Origin of the sequence: Bacillus cereus group sp. RP29 (genome assembly GCF_040459765.1) — a bacterium.
GTDB lineage: Bacteria > Bacillota > Bacilli > Bacillales > Bacillaceae_G > Bacillus_A > Bacillus_A paranthracis.
On sequence record NZ_JARVHN010000002.1, the window covers coordinates 95,719 to 115,308 of the forward strand.

A 19,590-nucleotide genomic window follows, 5' to 3' on the forward strand; every position below is an offset into this window, starting at 1 on the left:
AATACTATAAAAAAATATATAGAATTAAGGAGATTGGGATATAAAACAAAAAGATATTGAGGGTGTGCTTATTGTGAAAATTACAATAGCAGGAATAGGATACGTAGGACTATCTAATGCGATTTTATTGTCTCAAAATAACGAAGTTATAGCATTTGATATTATTCAAAAAAAAGTAGATATGATAAATGATAAAAAATCTCCTATTTTAGATGATGAAATTGAGAAATTTTTAGCAACAAAAGAATTAAATTTAATTGCAACTACCGATAGTTACAAAGCATTTAAGGATGCTGATTATGTAATTATTGCAACGCCAACAGATTATGATCCAGAAAAAAATTCTTTTAATACAAGGACCGTTGAAACTGTAATTGCTAAAATCTTAACAATTAATCCAGAAGCTATAATGATAATTAAATCAACTGTACCCGTAGGCTATACAGAAAAAGTAAAGCGAAAGTTTAAAACAAGTAATATTATTTTTTCACCAGAATTTTTAAGAGAGGGTAACGCTTTATATGATAACTTATATCCTTCACGTATAATCGTTGGTGAACAGTCTAGTAGGGCTAAAGTATTTGCTGACTTGTTAGTAGAAGGAGCTGCTAAGAAAGATATTCCTGTCTTATTTACAAACTCAACTGAAGCAGAAGCGATTAAATTGTTTGCTAACACATATTTAGCAATGAGAGTGGCTTTTTTTAATGAATTAGACTCATATGCAGAAGTAAGAGGATTACACACAAAACAAATTATCGATGGGATTGGATTAGATAATAGAATTGGGAATCATTACAACAATCCATCATTTGGTTATGGTGGATATTGTTTGCCAAAAGACACAAAACAACTATTGGTAAACTATGAGAATATCCCCAATAATATAATGACAGCAATTGTTGCTGCAAATAGAACGAGAAAAAATCATATTGCAGAAATGATTATAAAGAGAAAACCTAAGGTTGTGGGTATATATCGATTAACCATGAAAATGAATTCAGATAATTTTAGACAATCAGCTGTTCAAGGAATTATGAGGCGTATTAAAGAAAAGGGGATTGAAGTAGTTATATATGAACCTGCTTTTCACGGGAAAGCATTTTATAATTCTAGGGTTATTAATAACTTTGAAGAATTTAAAAAGATAAGTGATGTAATTGTAGCTAATAGATTATCTGATGAATTATGTGACCTAACTGATAAAGTTTATACTAGGGACCTATTTAGTCGAGATTAGAAGTGCATCTGTTACAAAGTTTAAAGAAGCAAAGTTGAGTTGTATGAGTGAGGTTCTATAGTAAATCCCCTAAAAAGATAGTAGGAGAATTTTTAAAAAATGATATAATATACGAGGGTAGCATAATGCGAAGAAAATATTATTTATATTAACAAGTATCGTTTTGACGGTAGGAATTGTTTACACCGCTGCTGGTAGTAAAGAGCAACCAAGCAATTTAGTAAAAATGAATCAGAACAATTATTAGCTAAAATGGATTAACCCTTAAATAATTCGAATGCGATTATCTCAATAGAGGCAATCGCATTTGTTGTTTTTAGAGATATTTCCTAAATTGAACTTTTAAACCTTAAAATCGAGCTTCTTCCTAATTATATACTTACTAAAATAATGAATTTCCTATATCTATTGTGGCCAAGTTTTGGCGTCTTGTACGTTCCCTTAAATAACGTTCTGTCGTCATAATAGATTCATGTCCTAAATAGTCACGTATTTTCTTAAGCTCAACACCTTTTCCCATCAAATGATTTGCAAAGAAGTGTCTGCAGGTATGGGGAGTAATTCTATCTTTTCGGTAACGTAGAAATGGTAAGTTTGTTTCTTCAATTTTTTCTGCTACATATTTTGATAAATAGTCGGCTCTATAATGAGAGCCATTCGCTTTAGGTAGAAAAGCAGATATGCTAGAGGCGTCCAATTGACTTGTTTGTTTACGCAATTGACGAAGACGACAGATATCATCAAGTACATCCTCAAAGATACGGACTTCTCTAGTTTTATTTCCCTTTCCAACTACACGTAGAAGATAAACATTTAAAGAAGAGTGGAATGCAAGGTCAGCCCACTTTGTATTTGCAACTTCCTCAATCCGGAGTCCAGTAGTTGTAAGAAGAAAAAACAAGGAATACATAAAGAAATTCGTTTTCTTCAGTGTATCTAGAATTTCGTTCACTTCTTCTGGAAAGAGATCACGATTGATTAGCTCTTCTTTTCTTACCGATACTTTTTTGAGACGACTACTAAAGTTGTCAGAAAGTCCATTGTTATCATACACATATTTTAAAAACTGCTGAACCACTGTTTTCTTTCGACGTAATGTGGTGGCCGCATACTTCTTACTTAGTTGATAGAAGTAGATTTCCATCTCATTATGGGATAATTCCTTAATGGTTCCGATTGATTCTTTTATATAACGAAGAAAATGAGAAAGATCATGCAGATAAAGTTTTTTTGTTCGTTCACTTCTTTTTTTCGTTAAAGAAGGCTCATCGTGTAAAAATAAATAAACTAATGATTCTTCGCTTAATTTGGAGTAGTCAATGTTTCGAATGCCCATGGCCATAATCTTTTCGAAATGACTGCTATCAAAAAAATCCGATTTGGATTTTACCAGTTGATTATTATGTTCGTAATTTATAATATTCAAATTTACACACACCCTTTAATGGAATGAAAAGATACACATATATTTTTTATAAAATTTCATGATTCTTATTATACCACAATAAATACATAATTTATTGTGGTATAAAATGAAATGATTAAATAAATATTTCAACCTAAATATTTAACGTTTCTATTTAGGTAATGTATAATGGAAATGTTTGATTGATTTTTTTTGTACATTTCAATCCAAATGCGGTAGGAGGAGATTTTTTGACTCATCTTCGTCTGAAAATTTTACATGAAATCCATAATTTAGAAAGCACCCATTGTTCAATTTGCCCTCTGAACAACCTATCAGTGAATTGTACAGATGAGCAAGAACAGGCAAAACAGAGAAACTACAAACATTGTAAAGGATGTCCCATTTTTGATTCCATACGAGAGAAAGGAGAGCAATTGAATTCTTTATCGAAAAAGAGTACATTTAATAAGGTACGAGAACGTTATATGGAAAATCCATTTAAGTACCTGCAGTATAAGGAGTATTCAATCACAGATGTAGTAAAAGAAACAGGTTTAACAAAATATCAACTAAGAAAGTTTAAACAACAGCTAGAATGAAAGTTTCGGATGAGGTGAGAAATGAACTATTTATCTTTAGAAGAGGCATGCGATAGAGTAGGTTTAACCAAAAATCAATTAGGCTATTTAGTTAAGTATAAACACATCGAACCTATTAATTTGGCTACCTGGAAAGCAGATGGTGGATATCGTTTTGAGCAAGAAGATGTAAGAAAGTTAGAGGAGTTATACAAAGACTCTTTAACATTAAAAGAAGCAGCTGAATTTTTAAATAAATCTAAGACTTACGTTCATAATGCAGCTAAAGATGGGATATTGCCCTTTAAAGAGATTGCTAAAGGGAAATCTACTGAACGACTGTACTTAAAAAAAGATTTGGAAGTTTTCAAAGAAAAAATTGAAAACAGATCAAAAGAGGAATCGAAAGAAAAAAAGCAGCATTTAAGCCTATACCTTGATGAAAAAGTTTTAGAAGCAATAAAGAAAAAGGCTGAAAAGAAAGGATATAATGGCTACAAGAAGTTTGCTGAAGACATTTTATCCGCCGAAGTAAAAGAAGACATAGAAGAATAGAATTCCCAAAGAGGATAGACTCCAAAAAAACGAAAAAACGTTACAAGGGGTCTATTTCCGTTTTTAAGAGGTTTTTTAACCGTTGAATATAATTGCATTAACTGAATCGCTATTGATTATTAAAGAGGAATTTGAGAGGTCGTTTTTTACGTCAACTTCTGTATAAATTACTAAAATTTCTAAAATAGGTTTTATATAAATGTAAAGTTAATAAAAGGAATTTGAGAGTTGATTTTAAAGGAGGTTTATTTTAGATGAAAAAAGAGTACAAAAAGAAATGAGAAACGCAATTAAAAATGAACCTATTAATAGGTTGAGTACAAAGCTTTATATGAAATTTACAAGATAAAAAAATCAAACATTTAAGTTTACATATTTTGATTATAGTAAACTAATTTCTTGTTAAACTCTTAAACTATAAGATTATGATTAGGCTTCAATTGGACGAATTTGCTATTTTAGAGTGTAGAAGTATGGTAAAATAGAAGTATAACTGTATATCGTGTGAAGGTGGGCTTGTTATTATCCCTTCTTTCCATTCGGAAGGAAAGGGGGTGATATAACATGGAATTTTTGTTTGAACTTTTAAAAGAAATTGCAAGAGCAGTTGTGCGTGAGGTTTCAGCATATGCACTGAAAAAGCAATTTGAAAAAAAAGACAACAAAAAACCCTCGCTTCACCGACCAAAGTTCAAGCGTGGGCCTAAAAGAAAAAGATAATGCATAATAACAACCACCTTGACAGTAGCAGTTATAAGGCGAGATGTTGACAGCATCTCGTCTTTTTTAGTTTATGCAATTCAGTTAAGTACTATACTTTATATATATTGGATATGCATTCAATATATATCTAATCTACAGTAAACATACCATATTTTTATTTTTTGGTCAACGTTTGGTAATATAAGGGGCTAAATAAAGAAGTATATACATTAATTCATAATACAGGTGATAAGAAAAAATAACTGTGGTTTTATAGAGAAGGGGTAGCTTGATCTGCGTACAATGTACAACCAAAATCAGAATAAATTTTAATGTTGTATTTAATATAAAATAAAACATATTTATCACAAAAACAGCCCATTCCTTATTAGGAACTGGGTCTTTTTTGTAAGGCGAAATATTCTCGCTTTTAGAAATGGATATTTTCAAATGGTAACTATTCATGAAATAATGATATGTTATAATTTTCATAATATACACGAAAAGAAGGGATGGAATGAGCACACAAATTAAAGTAACACCGGAACAAATAGAACAAGCTGCTAAAACCGTAAAAAATACGAAATCATCATTAGAATATTTACATAAAGATTTATACTCTCAAACTGAATATATAGCTTCTCAGTGGAGCGGAGCAAGCAGTGATCGTTTCTATCAGATGTTTAATGAAGCAAAGCCAATGATGTTTAACATTTTGCAAGAATTAGATAAAATCGCAGTAGAATTAGATCGTGCAGCTGTTAAATTCAGAGAAGCGGATGAATTGTATGGCGGAAATTTAGTTGACTCTGACATTCAAGAAGGAGGCATGTGTGGTAAACTCCCTCCAAAATCAGAAGAGTCATTTTTGAATAAAAAGGATTTAAATGCTGCGTGGACTGGTATTTCTACTGGGTTTGTAGATGGTGCAGTGGATGCCTGGGAAGGACTAATATCCTTAGGTGATAAAGAAACCTGGTTAAATATGCGAGATGCGATTGTAAACTATGATGAAACTATTCCTGCTGCGTTGAATGCTCTATCTGATTCATTTGTAAACAATTTTTGGAATGGAGATATGGAAAGTAGAGAGCATTATGTAGCTTATGGTGTAGCAACGTTAGGATTCGGACTTCTGGGGGATAAGGGTCTTAGTAAAGCAGGACAAGTGGGGAAGGTAGCTGCAATTACAGGTATTAACAAAGGGAAATCACTTGTAATTAATTCTCCTGCTTATAGGAATGCATTGCATATATTAAATAACTATGAGTTCAAAGGTGGTAAATACCTTTCATATGCGGGAATTGGTAGCACACAACAGTATTTACAGAAAGCGGCCACCTATACTTATGAAGGTAAAAATGGTCCAAAGACAATTAGGTTAAGAATGGGGGAACTAGCTGGCGATAAACATCCAGTTTCAGGTATATCATATGACTTAAAGGGATTCCCTATTTTCGATGCTTTTGCTGAAGTAAAATTAAAAGAAGTTGACTTTAAAAAATCAAGACCTACTCATGATAGAATATGTAATAAACTGTTATACGAACAGATATTAGAAGATCCAAAACTTGCTGCTAAATTTACAGCAGAGGAAATTGAATTATTTAAAAATGGTCAGAAACCCAAAACATATACATGGCATCACCATCAGGACTCAGGCAGAATGCAGCTTGTAGACGCGAAATTACATAAGCAGACTGGTCACACGGGTGGATATAACATTTGGGGTAAAGACGGAGAAAAATAGGGAGGTTTATTTATGCGTAGCATTGTATGGGTTGGTGTAAGTAAAGAAAAAGTTACAGATTATGAAATTGAACAAGTAGAAAAATGCTTAAACATTAAACTACCTAATGATTTTATTGAATGTGTGAAAGAATACGATGGAGGTTACCCTCGTCCTAAAATATTCGATATACCAGGACAAGATGAAAATGTATTCAATGATTTAATGACCTTCCATATAGAAGATGAATATTCAATTGTGAAAAATTACGAAGATGTAAAAGAAGAATTATTAGACAACGTATATCCTTTCGCAAATGACCCTTTTGGGAATTTCTTATGCTTTGACTATCGTAACAATCCCTCATCACCAACAATCGTATTTTGGGATCATGAAGAAGAGGACATGGAAAAAGCAATACATCCTGTTTGCTCAACATTTACAGAATTACTTGATAGTCTACGTGATTTTGAAGAAGAAGAAAATTAAGGAAACTAAAAAACGGTCTATATCTAATAGACCGTTTTTTTATGATTTACTAATCTTCCAACCATCATCCGTTTTCTCAAGTTCAATTACGATTACTTTTTTAGGATTACCTTTGTATACAGCATCAACAGTTACTGTAGCAATTTCATTTTTCTCTTCGACTTTTCGAATCTTATAGCTTTTAAGGTCTTCACTAATTGATTTCATTAATTCTGCATTTCCGCCAATAAAACCAACTATTTTTTTTGCTTCTGGAGTGAATAACTCGCCAAAATCTTTAACATTTCCTTCTTTTGCATCTTCGAAATACGCTGTAGCAACTTCTTCGGGATCACGATTATTTCCACATGCTGCAAGTGCTGTAACTGATAAAGCCATTACCACTATCAACATGATTATACGTGTAAATTTGTTCATCATTTAAACCGCTCCTTATATATAACTTAATTTCAACTCGCAAAAAGAGCGAAATCACTTGTATAAGTATATAATAATTAAAACTATAAAACTATATATTTTTAGATAATACTTTTTTAATATATTGATCATAAAAACGAATAAGGGTAGGGGAAATCTACCTATTAGGGGTATGTGTAGCAATGGAACCAAATCACGCAATAAGTATTAGTGTACGGTACACTTTAAGGAATGTTTTTTTGGGGGATGAATCAAGCTATTTTAATAGCTCTTTCAAAACTTCTAACTCATATTCTTTAATGTTAATTTCTCTTTTGATTTGCTCTTTTTCCCAATTTTCAACTATAACTCTGTGCATATACTTTGTACGGTAATAATCCCTTTGGCAAGCATAACAAACACGCTTATTTCTCAGTTTACCCTTTTCATAAACAACGTCAAAATTTGATAATGATTGTTCTTCTCCACAATGCGTACAACGGCGAGTGATTCTAGAACTGTCATTTTTTTCAATCCATACTTTTTAGATAAATATTTTAGTCTTCTAATGTTAATGTTTAATACTTCAGCTATTACAGCTTGCGTACCCCATTTATATATAGCTTTCAGTATCTCCAATTCTGTTTTCCCTTGTTCTTCTAATCGGACAACATATCGTTTTATAGATTGAATATCTTCTTGAAGATTCATTAGATCAACTCCTAATGAATTGTACTTTTTAATACCAAAAGTACAATTTTATATTGGTAGTAGTTTGACCAATAAATTATATAAAGATACTTTGCGGTCTATAGCAGAAACCCTGTCACTACTTCTAGAATGTCCGCTAATGCTTATTGCGTGATTCTGTTCCGTTGCTACACATACCCCTATTATTATAGTATTGATTTCCGTTATATACATTAGTATAATAATAACGTCAGAGCACGCTCTGATTAGTCAGCGTTATATTGGGGTATAACAGACGACATTCATTTTTAAAATCATAAAATCGGATTCACTTATATGAAAGATAAAAGCCCTCCTAATTAAAGGAGGGCTTTTATCTTTTCTTTTAAATTACAACGAACAATCGGACTCATAGAATCATATCAATCAATTCAAACCTTCAAAGACGGTATAGTAAATATTACGCCTTAAAAATAAAAATCTTATATTATTTGAAGTGTAAACCTAGAAAAAGAGCCACAATCCCCAATGCCTGAGATTATGGCTCTTTCAAGATGCAAGAAGAAGACACAAAAAAAAGATCAGTGACAAGGTATTTATACATAGAAGAGACTTGTCACTGTTACGTTCTCTTTAAAATTATAGCATAAAAGAATTTTGATGAGGAATAGAAAACTGCAAATTATTCGCGAGATTTATAGTGAATAATTTACAAAAAACCAATTCTCGTATAGTGGAATTGGTTTTTTGTAATAACATAGCCTAAAGGAGACTTGTCTCTTTTATTTAGTATAACCTAAATTGAAAGAAAATTCAAAATGAAAATCATTTAATAAAATATAGCATATGTTACCCAGGTTGAGTCATATAAATTATAGTTAACAGCTTATTAGAAAAAACATCTAAAATTAAGAAGGCCCTGACTAGGGGAGCAGGACCTTCTTAAAGGGAATGTTATATAGTTGACCAACAATGTTAGTCATAGGGTTACCTTTAGATTACTATAATTGGAATTTATATTCCATTGATAAAGGTTGATAAATAAAAAAACTCACCTTTCATTTTTCATTTACATATTTATCAATATTCTGTAAATTGTATTTAAAATCTATTCGTTCTAACGGGAACAACCATGTTTTATGAAAATTAATTAGATGTAGAATAACATTTGAATAGAAATACGTATAGTAAATGCACTTTTTTTATAATAGGCGATGGAGTTCGCCATAAACGCTATATATAGCTAATGACTCCTACTGATAAACGAGGCTTTTTCATGTTTATCAGTAGGAGTCATTTTTTGTATATCTCACATAATTACATGAATAAGGAGTGAATATTTTAATGGAATTACGAAACATAATCTAAAAACTCATTTTGAAAAGGGCCTGTTGCGAGGGTAGGCCCTTTTAGAAAAAAATTAATAGTAAAGTTTACGTTGAGGTTACTTATATAATACTAAATACAATTCATTAGTTCTATATGTTAGACGTTGAAAAAATATAAGTACTAAAAGAGCACCCATACACAAGTGCCCTTTTTAGGGAGGGTTATATGAGTGGAAAAGCTTTCACATACTTATTATATGTTTATACTTCTATTTGGTGACAAGCTAATGGAAAGGAAAAATGGGGGACTGTACCATCTGTTTAAAGAGTGGGGTTCACATACGCGGGAAAATCCTTGCAACAGATAAATTTACGGTTCTTATGATGGCTCAGGGTAAGCAACAACGGATTTACAAAACAGCGATTCCCACAATTAGTAGGGAAACCTTTTTCTTTTATCGAGGACGAGAGACAAAAGAAAAAAAAGAAGATTGAAATCAATCTTCTTTAGAAAAGGAATAGATGACAGAATACTACTCAGCTCGTAATCAATTATAATGAAGTATATAATGATATTCAATCCATTTAGAATTTTCTCAATATTAATTATTTCATTACCAAATTATAATATAAGTAATTCTTTTTATTATTATATGTTTGTTCTTTCCTGTTGCAGCATCCTTGTTATAGGGATGCTCTTTTTTGTATAACAAATCCAAGATAAAAAAGATAAGACCTGAGAGGATCTTATCTTTTTCATAAGGAGAAAAAGTCAAAGACTTTCTTAAGATTTATAATATTATATTTCTTTCTTAACTTCTATATAAAACCCATATTTACCATCTGTTTCTATATTGAGAAACAAATAAATTATAAAATATGTTATAAATCATTCGAAAATCCAATGCTGTAACAGGAGCTAGGAAAAATAAAATTAAGTGTTCTTTATTTTATATACTTGCCAACCAGTATGAAGAATCAAAATAGGGAGAAACTATTGATACTTAACGATAATTTAGGGGGACACAAAATGGATCATAACACAAAAGTAAAACTTGGAGATTACGTTCAATTTTCATATCGTAAAAATCCTAATTTACAATTAACAGGATTTGTAGTCAATGTTCTGCAAAATACAATTGTTGTAGATATTACAGAAATGATGGATATTGAAGTAGATGATGTTAGGCAAGTTGTAAAACATGGTTATTATAATAAAGTAATTCCTACGCAGATTAAAAATAATGCTTCATAAAAAGTTCTCCTAAAGTTATTTAGGAGAACTTTTTATGATAGATATAATTTTCACTATAGTTTTATGATTCAAGTGTCTGGTTATCTTTAATCAAATATTATATGGAAAATGGTGTTTCTTCGTTTCAAAAGAGAAGGGGCTAAGAATTAAGAAAAGGTGCATTACTAAAGAAATACATTAGTCTACAATCTTTTTATAGTTATGTTCGCTTAAGGACCTTAATTATTAATGTGAAAATAACATATTAGTATAAAAATTTGGAGTAATGCAACAACAAGACTAATGTAAAAAGACATGAAAGTAGGAACAAATCTTGTAGTGCAAAATGCTGAATTATTAACTGATACAGTTCATTTAGTACCCATTTTCTTGTCCTCATATTAAGACAAGAAAATGGGTACTTTTTAAATCAAGACACCAAAGTGGATACTTTTTGAAAAAATAGGAAACTAAATTTGAAACAATTTTAACTAGTAACTAGCATAAAATAGAGAGCATAGATTTCTTTTTTATTTAACAGTAAAACCTAATTAACTATGAAATTCAACTGAAATTTAATTCTACATAAGTAACAAAAGACATTCATGAAGGATCTATTTTTTCTTAAAAGTATCAATTTTCATAGTCTTGTACAGTTATTCATTTTTATTATTATAAATATAGTTATCTAAATAGAATTCCTATTTGTGTTTCATAAAAAACATTACCACTTCCTTATTACATTATATAAGGTTATTATAATAACTGGAGTATTAATATTTACTAAGTTAATTATTGTAGGGAGAGAACTTAATAGTATGGACATTTTGATAACAATTTTAATGTTTGCTTCAATCAGTTTATTAGTATACTCACTAATACAGAAAATAAGAAAAAAACCAGCTATCATATGGCTGAAAATTGCTGGTATATCATTCGGTCTTGCTTTAATCGTATCTGGATTTTCTGTTGGAGTAAGAGGTGGATTTGCTGCAATAACGTTTATTATTGGAGCATGCGCTACAGTAAAACTAATTTTACAATTTGTAAAAAAACAATCCGGGAAATTAAAAACTTTCATTGTGGTTCTTATTGCATTTACCACATATACAATACTAGATAACGTAATTCCATATAGTACAAGTGTTGAAAGGAGTGATGGAAATGTTACAAGTCAAAAGAAACCTGCTGTAGATGTGGGGAAAGTAAATGCAAAAGAAGAATCTAGAGAACCTACTCACAAACAGTATAGTACAGAAGAAATTAAATCAATGTTTGCTATCGGGATGAGTATAAAGGAATTTGAAGAAAAAAAAGAAGGCAGTAAGATAAAAGTTCGAAACTATAACAATTACAATCCAGCCGACTTGTACTCATTTGATACTAAAGATGGACAAATTGTAGTAGTGGTATTAAATGCAAAAGAAGTTACTAAAATAGAAACATTAACTGACGAACCTTCTTTAGGAAATTTCATTAAAGAAGAAGAAAATAGAATGAACGAAGAAAAAAGAATTGCTAAAGAAGAAGCTAATAAGAAACTAAAAGAATCATACGAAAATAGTAAACAAAAATTAGAAGGATCTGGTGATTCTGTCACAAATAAAGTCAATCTAAAGTCAGGCTTGGCATTTTTTGATTTTAATAATACAGGTTCAAGAAACTTTATTGTACATTTAAAAAATGCTAGTGGCAATGACGCTGGATTGTTAGTAAATACCATTGGTAGCTATAAAGGAAAAGTATCAACTACAATTCCGGCTAGCGGAGAATATTATTTAGAAGTGAAATCGAGTGGTAATTGGAATGCAGCAATAACGCAAGAAACACCACTTGTATCAGAATCGGTTCCAGGGACAATTAACGGGCATGGTGATGATGTAGTATCCATTAATATCCCAAGCGGAAATCATATTGTTAAGTTAAATCATACGGGTTCAAGAAACTTTATTATTAAAGTGAACGATCAGAATTTATTAGTGAATAAAATTGGTTCTTATGAAGGTTCTTCTTCTCACGTTTTCAAAGATTCAGGGATGTATAGTTTTGGAGTAAAAGCAGATGGAGATTGGAGCATTACAATAGAATAGAACTATAAGGGTAGCAACAAATATAGTTATAGCTTTAAAATAAAGTTTAAATTAAAAACCTTTGTTAAATTTAATGAAATATTGATTTAAGAAGGTTCTTTGGAATCTTAGATTAAACCCTTGTATAAAAACTAATTTTATATGTCTAACACGAGAATCTATTTTGATTAATCTTTTTTCAAAATGGATTCTTTTTCTTTATCGTAAAACATGTTTTTATGCAGTAGGAAATGAAACTGGATACTAATTAATAACGTAAAATATCGAATTACCAATAAAGATGATTCGTTTAATACTTATTTTCTTGTCTAAAAACAATAATAAAAACAGAAGTAGCCACTTTCTTGTCTAAAGAGTATCTATTCTCATGTCTTTGTACATTTGTACAATGGGGGGGAGGGGGTAACTCGCATCTTCTGATGTGTTCGTTAAATTCCGATTTAACGAACTCTTAGATGATTCTCATAGAATATAGTAAAGGAAAAGGGAGATATAGCTACAAGAACAGATAATGGAGCTATTCTTCAATTAATAACAAATGATTAAGGAGAAATAGTAATAGAAGAAACTTGTCAAATAGGGGCAAGTTTACAGTTGGATAACGATATCAAAAGTCTGTTTTTCTTTGTTTCGTCTCAAAATAAAAGAATACTCTTCATTTTGAAATATCCAATTATTTTTTATGTAGATGTTAATACAGCAGCGTCTGATAAATTACAAATAGCAACAAATATGCCATTTGCAACAGAAAACAAATAATTAACTAACTAATTTAATAAATGATACAATACAAAATTCCAAGACCATCTCAATAAAACGTCATAACTTAACTTTTTGAGATGATATTTTTTTAAAAAATAGAACTACCTATAATAAAGGTTATGTAAACTAATTAAAAGTAAGTTTTCATGAAGCCACTTATATACGCGTTTTTTTCACCATATCCCTTTCCCTACTGAATACCCCTTAATAAGGGTTATTCTCCCTTTGTCTAATACTTTTGACGTATCAAAAAGTATGCAACGGTCCTAGCAGCGGTGATCTTATAGGATTTATTTCGCATGCACATCTTTAAATTCCCTACACGTAGCCTTTAGAAAAAAGAAACAACCTCTACTATAATTGACGTTGTATGAGCTTAGCTTGATAGCGATGTGACGCTACCCCAGTATAGAAAATTTACTATTAGATAACGATATATTACACTAATGCGGGTAATTATTATCTATAAAGCATCTCTCCTTTTAACAATTTTGACAGATAAAAAAAGATTAAAACGCAAAACAAGACTGTGGGGCGTACTTTCTCCACAGCCTTCATCTTTTTATGTTATACCTTTCGCTACTTCAGCTAAGCGATCTGATGACGTCGCAATTTGATCGACTGCACCATAGATATCCCCAATAACATAGCCTAGCTTTCCTAAATCTTTGTTAACTTGATGATTTTTCTCTTTTAATTGATGCATAGATGTAAGAATTTCATCAAAAAAACTACTTGTCTTATCTGTTTCCTTTACCCCTTGTTCAACTAATCCATTTGTATTTATTACAGAATCCGAAATGCTATATACTTTTTGGTTAATACCATCAATTAATCCCAATACTTCTTGTACTTCCTTCTTCGTACTCTCCGCTAACTTCCTCACTTCTCCGGCTACGACAGCAAATCCTTTACCTCGCTCACCCGCACGTGCTGCTTCAATAGCTGCATTAAGTGCTAATAAATTTGTTTGCTCTGCAATCGACGTTACTAGTACGGCAATTTCCTTAATTTTGATTGCTTTCTCCTTTAAATCCACCACTTCTAGTTTTACCATCGACATACTCTGTTTTGTAGTATGCATCATTTGTTGTAATGAATTTAATCTGCCATTTCCTTCACTCGATTTCAATTCTGCCATTTCTGCAATAGCTAATCCCGCTTTAGTTAATTCTGTTATTTCTGTAGCTTGTGTTGAAATTCCTTGTAAAGAACAGCTGGCCTGCTCACTAATCACAGCTAACTCATCAATACTCTTACTTACTTGTTGGCGTAAAAAACCTTTTTTCTTCACTTCTTCCTCCCGTTGTCTCCCTTGTTCTTGTTCATATGCTTCCAAGACGAGTTGTTGTTCTAAGCTAACAAGTTTTGTAGTAGCTGTTACAAGTTGATGATATTCCTCTTTTAAATATGTATGTTTATTAATAATTTGAATAAATGATTTTAGTAAATTTTGCAACGCACACATATACCACGTTCTCTCTAAACCAATTCGCACGTGTACATGAGCAATTACATTCCTTTTTTGAATAAAACCTTCGTCAATTTTACCACTAAACATTTCTTGAATGTGGCGTGAGAGTGTCCCCTTTAATCGATTAATATTACTATGCTCTTTAATAATTTGAATAAGTGACGGTTCGTACACTAAACTTTCATAGAATGTTTCGACAATTTCGTGTAAATGTTTTTCTATATACGGCTGAAACGTTCGAAGAATTGCTAAATCATCTATTGTCAAATCAATCATCGTAACTTGTTTTTCTACAATTGTATTCCTTGGTAAATTCATACTAACAAGTCGCCTATTATCTTCTATCCTCTTTAAAATATGCTCTAGCTGCTTTTTTCGCCTTTTCCACATTGACATATACTCCCCCTCTAGTTAACATTTATATTCTATCAAACTATTAATAATTTATGAATTGGTTGATAGAAAGTGATAAGAATTCAATCCATTAATCCTAATATATTAAAAGTAAATAAAATTAACCACACTATATACCCAAATCCACTTCTCAAATTACATTTTCGTTCACATTTATGTCACAAATATATAAATTTCAATACATTAAAATAAAAAGCATTTTTTGTATCAACCTCAAAGAATTCCTATTCTTCTGGGACTTTTCTACTTAAACAAAGATATTTCCGTTCCATATTTAGAGCATTAGAGACGCATCGTATTATAACTTATATTTGAAATACGTCATTCTTTTTGGTAGTCCCTTACTTAAATAAGAGACTTTCTCATTTAAAATAACATTTCTGCTAGTTTTGACACGTATACTTAAAAAACATATGGATATATTATTGAATAGTGATTTTCTATTCATAGAAATCCAATTTTAAAGGGCATAATTTTATGTGCGTGTGCTTTTTATTTAATAATCATTTTTTGAGGGGATTACATACACTAAAAATTAAACACACCGGTTTTATTAAGCTCTCATAAGAGCACCAATACAAATGTGAACACCATTAAATTGTGTTCACATTTGTATTGGTGATAGGTAAGACTTTGAAGTTATCTCCATCTTTTCTCCCACTTAACACTATACGCGCAACTTTCATCGTATACAGTATCCCATCTTATTCTTTTATACTAAAGCAACTAGATTACAAACAATGTTGCACTCACCGATGTATTAATTCCACTTTCTTACGAAAAGTCCCATCATCTTACTCGATCCTGTGAGTTACATCTAGTTGCTTTAGTTTTCAAAGAACAAGACTAGGGAATATCCTTCCACATTTGTTACATGGTTCGTCGGTACTGTGTCCCCCACCTTCACAAAATAAAGCAATTTCGGTTCGTTAGGACCTTATATGCACCTACCTGCTAGTAGGCGATAGTGACAGTTTCTGGCTTATCACATTCCAGTTGACTTAGCTATACATATATCCTTAGGTGCTTACTTTAAGCCCATTATCTTTACATCCTCATCGTTAGATGTTCCAATTTTCACACTATTCACTCTTACTTTTCGGTAGATAACGTCGTCATTAACGACATACACATTTCTAATGCATTAAGCGTTTAGAAATGTGTATTCGCAAGTTCGCCAGTCCATTTGGACATTCTCATCCTAGATATTTTGTAGCATTCCGACCTACCTATTACCATATGATTTCTCACTTAGGTTTTGTTCAGCCGACTTCACCTAGCTACATACAATTTGTGACTACTATCACGCCTTGCATGTAGGAGTATCAGCTAAGTATTTTAAGCTCAACCTGACGGTTTTCATTCCTACTTTCAGTCAATCAGTTGTTGTTATCAAATTGATAACCCTCCTATTTCGTGTTTTACACACCTATAAGGAAACATGTCGTGCAAAGGATTATTTTTTAAAAATCCAGCTTACACCCTATTTTATGGTGGTAATTTTTTATAATTCTGTTTTACCCTTATATATTATTTTTTATTACATTACACTAAAAAGGTATTCGATTAAAATTATCAAGACCTAATTGATAAAAAATGTTATTAAATCACTCCTCATTCCCCTTTGCATATAATTTATTATCGGATGCAAAAAGTGTGTAACAATTTCAATTTAAGATCCCCAAATGACTTCTATGATAATAATTAGATTTAGCAATTACTACAGAAAAACAAAATCTAGATAGTGCTTTATGAGAGCTTATTAGATTGGTTCCATAAGTTAATTGACGAAAAAAGAGTCCAATATTATTTGGACTCCTTCCTATTATTCTAAATATGCTCTTAGGATTATTTTTTTGTTAAGTTCATCAGTATTTTCATTTTTTCAACTATAATAATTGTACATTTAAAATAGTAACTTTTTTAGATTGAAGTAGATATAAATACAGAGTATACAGCACTTTGAGTAATCCCCGGAGTAATAAAAAGTGATATAGCATCCGTTCTTGCAACTGGATTACCAGGTATCGTACTAGTCCATGTAACTGTTGCAGGTGCAACTACTGGATTTGGATTAAATACTTTTACAGGCTGTGCTCCAATATCAGTTGGTTTGATTAAAAATACTATTGTTCCAGTAATATTGGCTGTAAGGGTAAGTGTAGATACTATTTGACCAACCCCTGGTGAAGCTAGATTAATAGGTACATTATCACATACTTGTGGTAGATATACACCTATACCTAAGTTATTTACATTAATAGAAGCTGAAAAACCAACAATACTACCAGCTCCTGCTGTTACATAAGGGAGCGTTTGTGAATCTGCACCAGGTGATCCTGCTGTGCGCTGAAATCCAGCATTAGTACCACCAAAAAGGATAGCCTTTGTAGAAGTTGTTGCTGTAGCGCCGGGAGCTCCAGTAGAACCTGTAGGTCCTGTAGGTCCTGTAGGTCCGTAACTCCCGTAGGATCAGTGTCTCCGGTAGGCCCAGTAGAACCAGTAGCTCCAGTCGGTAATGTAAATGGTGGGATTGGTGGCAATGTAGGTCCTACAAGGTTAGAATCAAACGCTCCAACAGATATAAAATCATCCAGGTTTAATCCTTTTGGATAATTTTCACTCTCATATGACATATACACACTTCCTTTCCCTCTAAAAAATTTATTCATCATATGGCTTGTACATACTATAAAATAGCAAATTAAATTAAAAATACTGGATGAGGAAGTATTGCCTTAAAAAAGAGCCGATTAAAAGCTCTTTTTTAGGTTTACTTGGATTTGTTATAATACGGTTCTGCTTCGTTAATGGAAGAGGGGGGAACTTTATTCCCTCAAACCTTTCTATAAACTTCTGCATAGCAACCTTTAATTGTTCACGCAATTGTTTTTTCTCTTCTTCTAATTTCTTAATCTTACGTTTCAAAGAAGCCATAATTGCATCTTCATTGTTTTCATCTATTTTTCGCTTCACCTGTTTTGGAGTGGGAACTTGAGATTATTGCTGGCGCAGAGATTCAATTCGTTCACGCAGTGCACCGTTGTTGTATAGCGTCGCTTGCCACACTATTAAAATTGATAGGATTATTTGCTCGCAAGAGCCTTTGGATAGCTTTATCCACCTTTTGTGAAGTAATTACCTTTTTTGATGCATGGATTGCTTTCAGTTGCTCTTTGCGGTTACAATTAGTCATTTTTTCACACCTTACTTCTTTTTCATCCGATTTTGTCTTCCAAAGATAATATTACCTTCGCGGATATTGTTTAAAATGTCATGATAACGTTGTAGGTTTCTCTCTTGTTTTTCTAACATATCATCCCGGCCGTGTTGTTTTGCAATCTCAATGGATTTAGATGTTGTTTTTACGTGAAGCACATACTTTTGTACATCATATTCTGAAAAGCCCATTGCCAAGTCCTTACACGTAAGGAAAGGAGGCGCTTCCATATGAGGACAATTCCCTTTCAGTCGGGCATGACACGTCCCGTACGGGTTGTCCATCGCGTTCAGCTTATGATTGCCAAAGAGCGCCCAGTATGTCCTCTGGGATGTCTTCGCCTGCTTTAATTTCTTGCACCTCGCCATTTAAGTTAAAACTGAACACACCTTGGTTGATAATCGATTCAAATGCTTTTCGCTTCGTTTCATCCAACAGTTTGGCATACCGTAAGGTCGTTTCGGGTGAGGTATGTGCCAGCAGTTCCTGTATAGTTAGAATATCTGCTAATTCATCATCAATTGGGATTCGATGCCCTTGTACATATGTTTTTGCAATATCCGTTTCAATAGAATATTGTCCACTAAGTTTTACTAAACAATCAGAGGTTACACCTAATACATCTGATATTCTATGTCCTGTTTTAAACGCAATCCAAACCACAGGAATCACCTCTTTATGCAAATCATTAATGTGCTTAAAAAGTTGCTCTAATACATAGTCGGGAATATAATCAATTCGATTAACAGACTTCTTTTTTGGTTTTGGTTTGTCTTCAGGAAAGAGTAACAATTGTATATTAGTTTCTCCAGGTCCAGGAGGATGCAGCCATACAGCTGGGATAAAAATTCAACTTGAGTATGATTTGTTAAGTGGACAGTTCCTACATATTCATACAAACAACATGATTGCACTTACGGCTCTCTGTGTGTCCCAACTGTGACAGCGAATGATCTATGTATCCGAGATTTAGGTTGTTTTCATTTAAAAAACCTTCAATCTTTCATTTTAAAGAGCTGTTTTTTATAAAAAAGTTTGCTTATTTTTAAGCTCCTTATTCCACTAAAGCATCTGTTAGTTGAAGAGTATCTTCTTCAAGATATTCAATTAAATTTTGTTAGCGTATACTCTAGTATGGTAAATTTAATTCTATAAAAGCTATTACCAATTTTCTAATATATACTTTTACTTACATTATAAAGAAAGGGAGTGTCCATACCATGAAAAAGAGAATACTTGTGCTTTTATCTATGGGTTATGGGTACTCGACTGCAGTTTTCT

13 protein-coding genes, 6 pseudogenes and 1 riboswitch are annotated in these 19,590 nt (G+C 31.9%); of the genes and pseudogenes, 11 read left to right on the forward strand and 8 right to left on the reverse strand.

All coding sequences use genetic code 11. The features are described from left to right. The first annotated feature begins 73 nt into the window (after positions 1-73). Positions 74-1,240: a nucleotide sugar dehydrogenase gene (locus tag QCI47_RS28665; protein ID WP_048520028.1), complete on the forward strand. Its 1,167-nt coding sequence runs from the start codon at positions 74-76 to the stop codon at positions 1,238-1,240. A 382-nt stretch (positions 1,241-1,622) separates the two neighbouring features. On the opposite strand, the gene QCI47_RS28670 is transcribed toward QCI47_RS28665, so the two are convergent. Further along, positions 1,623-2,666 carry a tyrosine-type recombinase/integrase gene (locus QCI47_RS28670; protein ID WP_048520027.1) on the reverse strand — a complete coding sequence of 348 codons (1,044 nt, stop codon included), beginning with the start codon at positions 2,664-2,666 and terminating at the stop codon, positions 1,623-1,625. A 230-nt stretch (positions 2,667-2,896) separates the two neighbouring features. On the opposite strand from QCI47_RS28670, the gene QCI47_RS28675 reads away from it, so the two are divergent. The 5 genes from QCI47_RS28675 to QCI47_RS28695 all read left to right on the forward strand — a co-directional run bounded on the left by QCI47_RS28675 (position 2,897) and on the right by QCI47_RS28695 (position 6,701). Then, positions 2,897-3,247: a hypothetical protein gene (locus QCI47_RS28675; RefSeq protein WP_000149387.1), complete on the forward strand. Its 351-nt coding sequence runs from the start codon at positions 2,897-2,899 to the stop codon at positions 3,245-3,247. A gap of 21 nt (positions 3,248-3,268) precedes the next feature. After that, positions 3,269-3,781, forward strand: a complete 513-nt coding sequence (locus QCI47_RS28680) for a helix-turn-helix domain-containing protein (protein WP_001108537.1) — start codon at positions 3,269-3,271, stop codon at positions 3,779-3,781. 564 nt (positions 3,782-4,345) lie between these two features. Further along, positions 4,346-4,501, forward strand: a complete 156-nt coding sequence (locus tag QCI47_RS28685; RefSeq protein ID WP_000394774.1) for a hypothetical protein — start codon at positions 4,346-4,348, stop codon at positions 4,499-4,501. 499 nt (positions 4,502-5,000) lie between these two features. Continuing rightward, on the forward strand, positions 5,001-6,233 hold the full coding sequence (locus QCI47_RS28690) for a WXG100 family type VII secretion target (protein WP_000107145.1): 1,233 nt from the start codon (positions 5,001-5,003) through the stop codon (positions 6,231-6,233). Positions 6,234-6,245: 12 nt separating this feature from the next. Continuing rightward, positions 6,246-6,701 (forward strand): SMI1/KNR4 family protein, encoded by a 456-nt coding sequence (locus QCI47_RS28695; protein ID WP_001256677.1) that lies wholly within the window; start codon positions 6,246-6,248, stop codon positions 6,699-6,701. 39 nt (positions 6,702-6,740) lie between these two features. Here the strand turns inward: QCI47_RS28695 and QCI47_RS28700 are convergent, their stop codons facing one another. Together QCI47_RS28700 and QCI47_RS28705 are read right to left on the reverse strand one after the other, a co-directional pair. Then, a complete protein-coding gene (locus QCI47_RS28700; protein ID WP_000981212.1) occupies positions 6,741-7,121 on the reverse strand; it encodes a DUF4878 domain-containing protein in 381 nt (126 codons plus the stop codon). A 408-nt stretch (positions 7,122-7,529) separates the two neighbouring features. After that, on the reverse strand, positions 7,530-7,808 hold the full coding sequence (locus QCI47_RS28705) for a hypothetical protein (RefSeq protein WP_001053138.1): 279 nt from the start codon (positions 7,806-7,808) through the stop codon (positions 7,530-7,532). Between the two features lie 1,180 nt (positions 7,809-8,988). Continuing rightward, positions 8,989-9,050: riboswitch (Fluoride riboswitch) on the forward strand. A gap of 365 nt (positions 9,051-9,415) precedes the next feature. Between QCI47_RS28705 and QCI47_RS28710 the strand changes: the two are divergent. The 4 genes and pseudogenes from QCI47_RS28710 to QCI47_RS28725 all read left to right on the forward strand — a co-directional run. Next, positions 9,416-9,550: pseudogene (locus QCI47_RS28710) on the forward strand (RNA chaperone Hfq); the annotation flags it as partial. Between the two features lie 595 nt (positions 9,551-10,145). Further along, positions 10,146-10,370, forward strand: a complete 225-nt coding sequence (locus QCI47_RS28715; protein ID WP_353812030.1) for a DUF2187 family protein — start codon at positions 10,146-10,148, stop codon at positions 10,368-10,370. Between the two features lie 797 nt (positions 10,371-11,167). After that, positions 11,168-12,439 carry a hypothetical protein gene (locus QCI47_RS28720; RefSeq protein WP_000353217.1) on the forward strand — a complete coding sequence of 424 codons (1,272 nt, stop codon included), beginning with the start codon at positions 11,168-11,170 and terminating at the stop codon, positions 12,437-12,439. A gap of 594 nt (positions 12,440-13,033) precedes the next feature. Continuing rightward, complete coding sequence (locus QCI47_RS28725) at positions 13,034-13,198, forward strand: hypothetical protein (protein ID WP_000368107.1); 165 nt, start codon at positions 13,034-13,036, stop codon at positions 13,196-13,198. 565 nt (positions 13,199-13,763) lie between these two features. On the opposite strand, the gene QCI47_RS30355 is transcribed toward QCI47_RS28725, so the two are convergent. From QCI47_RS30355 to QCI47_RS28745, 5 genes and pseudogenes are all read right to left on the reverse strand, one after another. Next, positions 13,764-14,342 carry a methyl-accepting chemotaxis protein gene (locus QCI47_RS30355; RefSeq protein ID WP_370685186.1) on the reverse strand — a complete coding sequence of 193 codons (579 nt, stop codon included), beginning with the start codon at positions 14,340-14,342 and terminating at the stop codon, positions 13,764-13,766. A 186-nt stretch (positions 14,343-14,528) separates the two neighbouring features. Further along, positions 14,529-15,071: pseudogene (locus tag QCI47_RS30360) on the reverse strand (protoglobin domain-containing protein); the annotation flags it as partial. A gap of 1,941 nt (positions 15,072-17,012) precedes the next feature. Then, positions 17,013-17,725, reverse strand: a pseudogene (locus QCI47_RS28735) (exosporium leader peptide-containing protein). 200 nt (positions 17,726-17,925) lie between these two features. Beyond that, a pseudogene (locus QCI47_RS28740) lies at positions 17,926-18,285 on the reverse strand (DUF6262 family protein). Between the two features lie 11 nt (positions 18,286-18,296). Then, positions 18,297-19,116, reverse strand: a pseudogene (locus QCI47_RS28745) (site-specific integrase); the annotation flags it as partial. On the opposite strand from QCI47_RS28745, the pseudogene QCI47_RS28750 reads away from it, so the two are divergent. Then, positions 19,112-19,308, forward strand: a pseudogene (locus QCI47_RS28750) (IS4 family transposase); the annotation flags it as partial. The pseudogenes QCI47_RS28745 and QCI47_RS28750 overlap by 5 nt on opposite strands. Between the last annotated feature and the right edge of the window lie 282 nt (positions 19,309-19,590).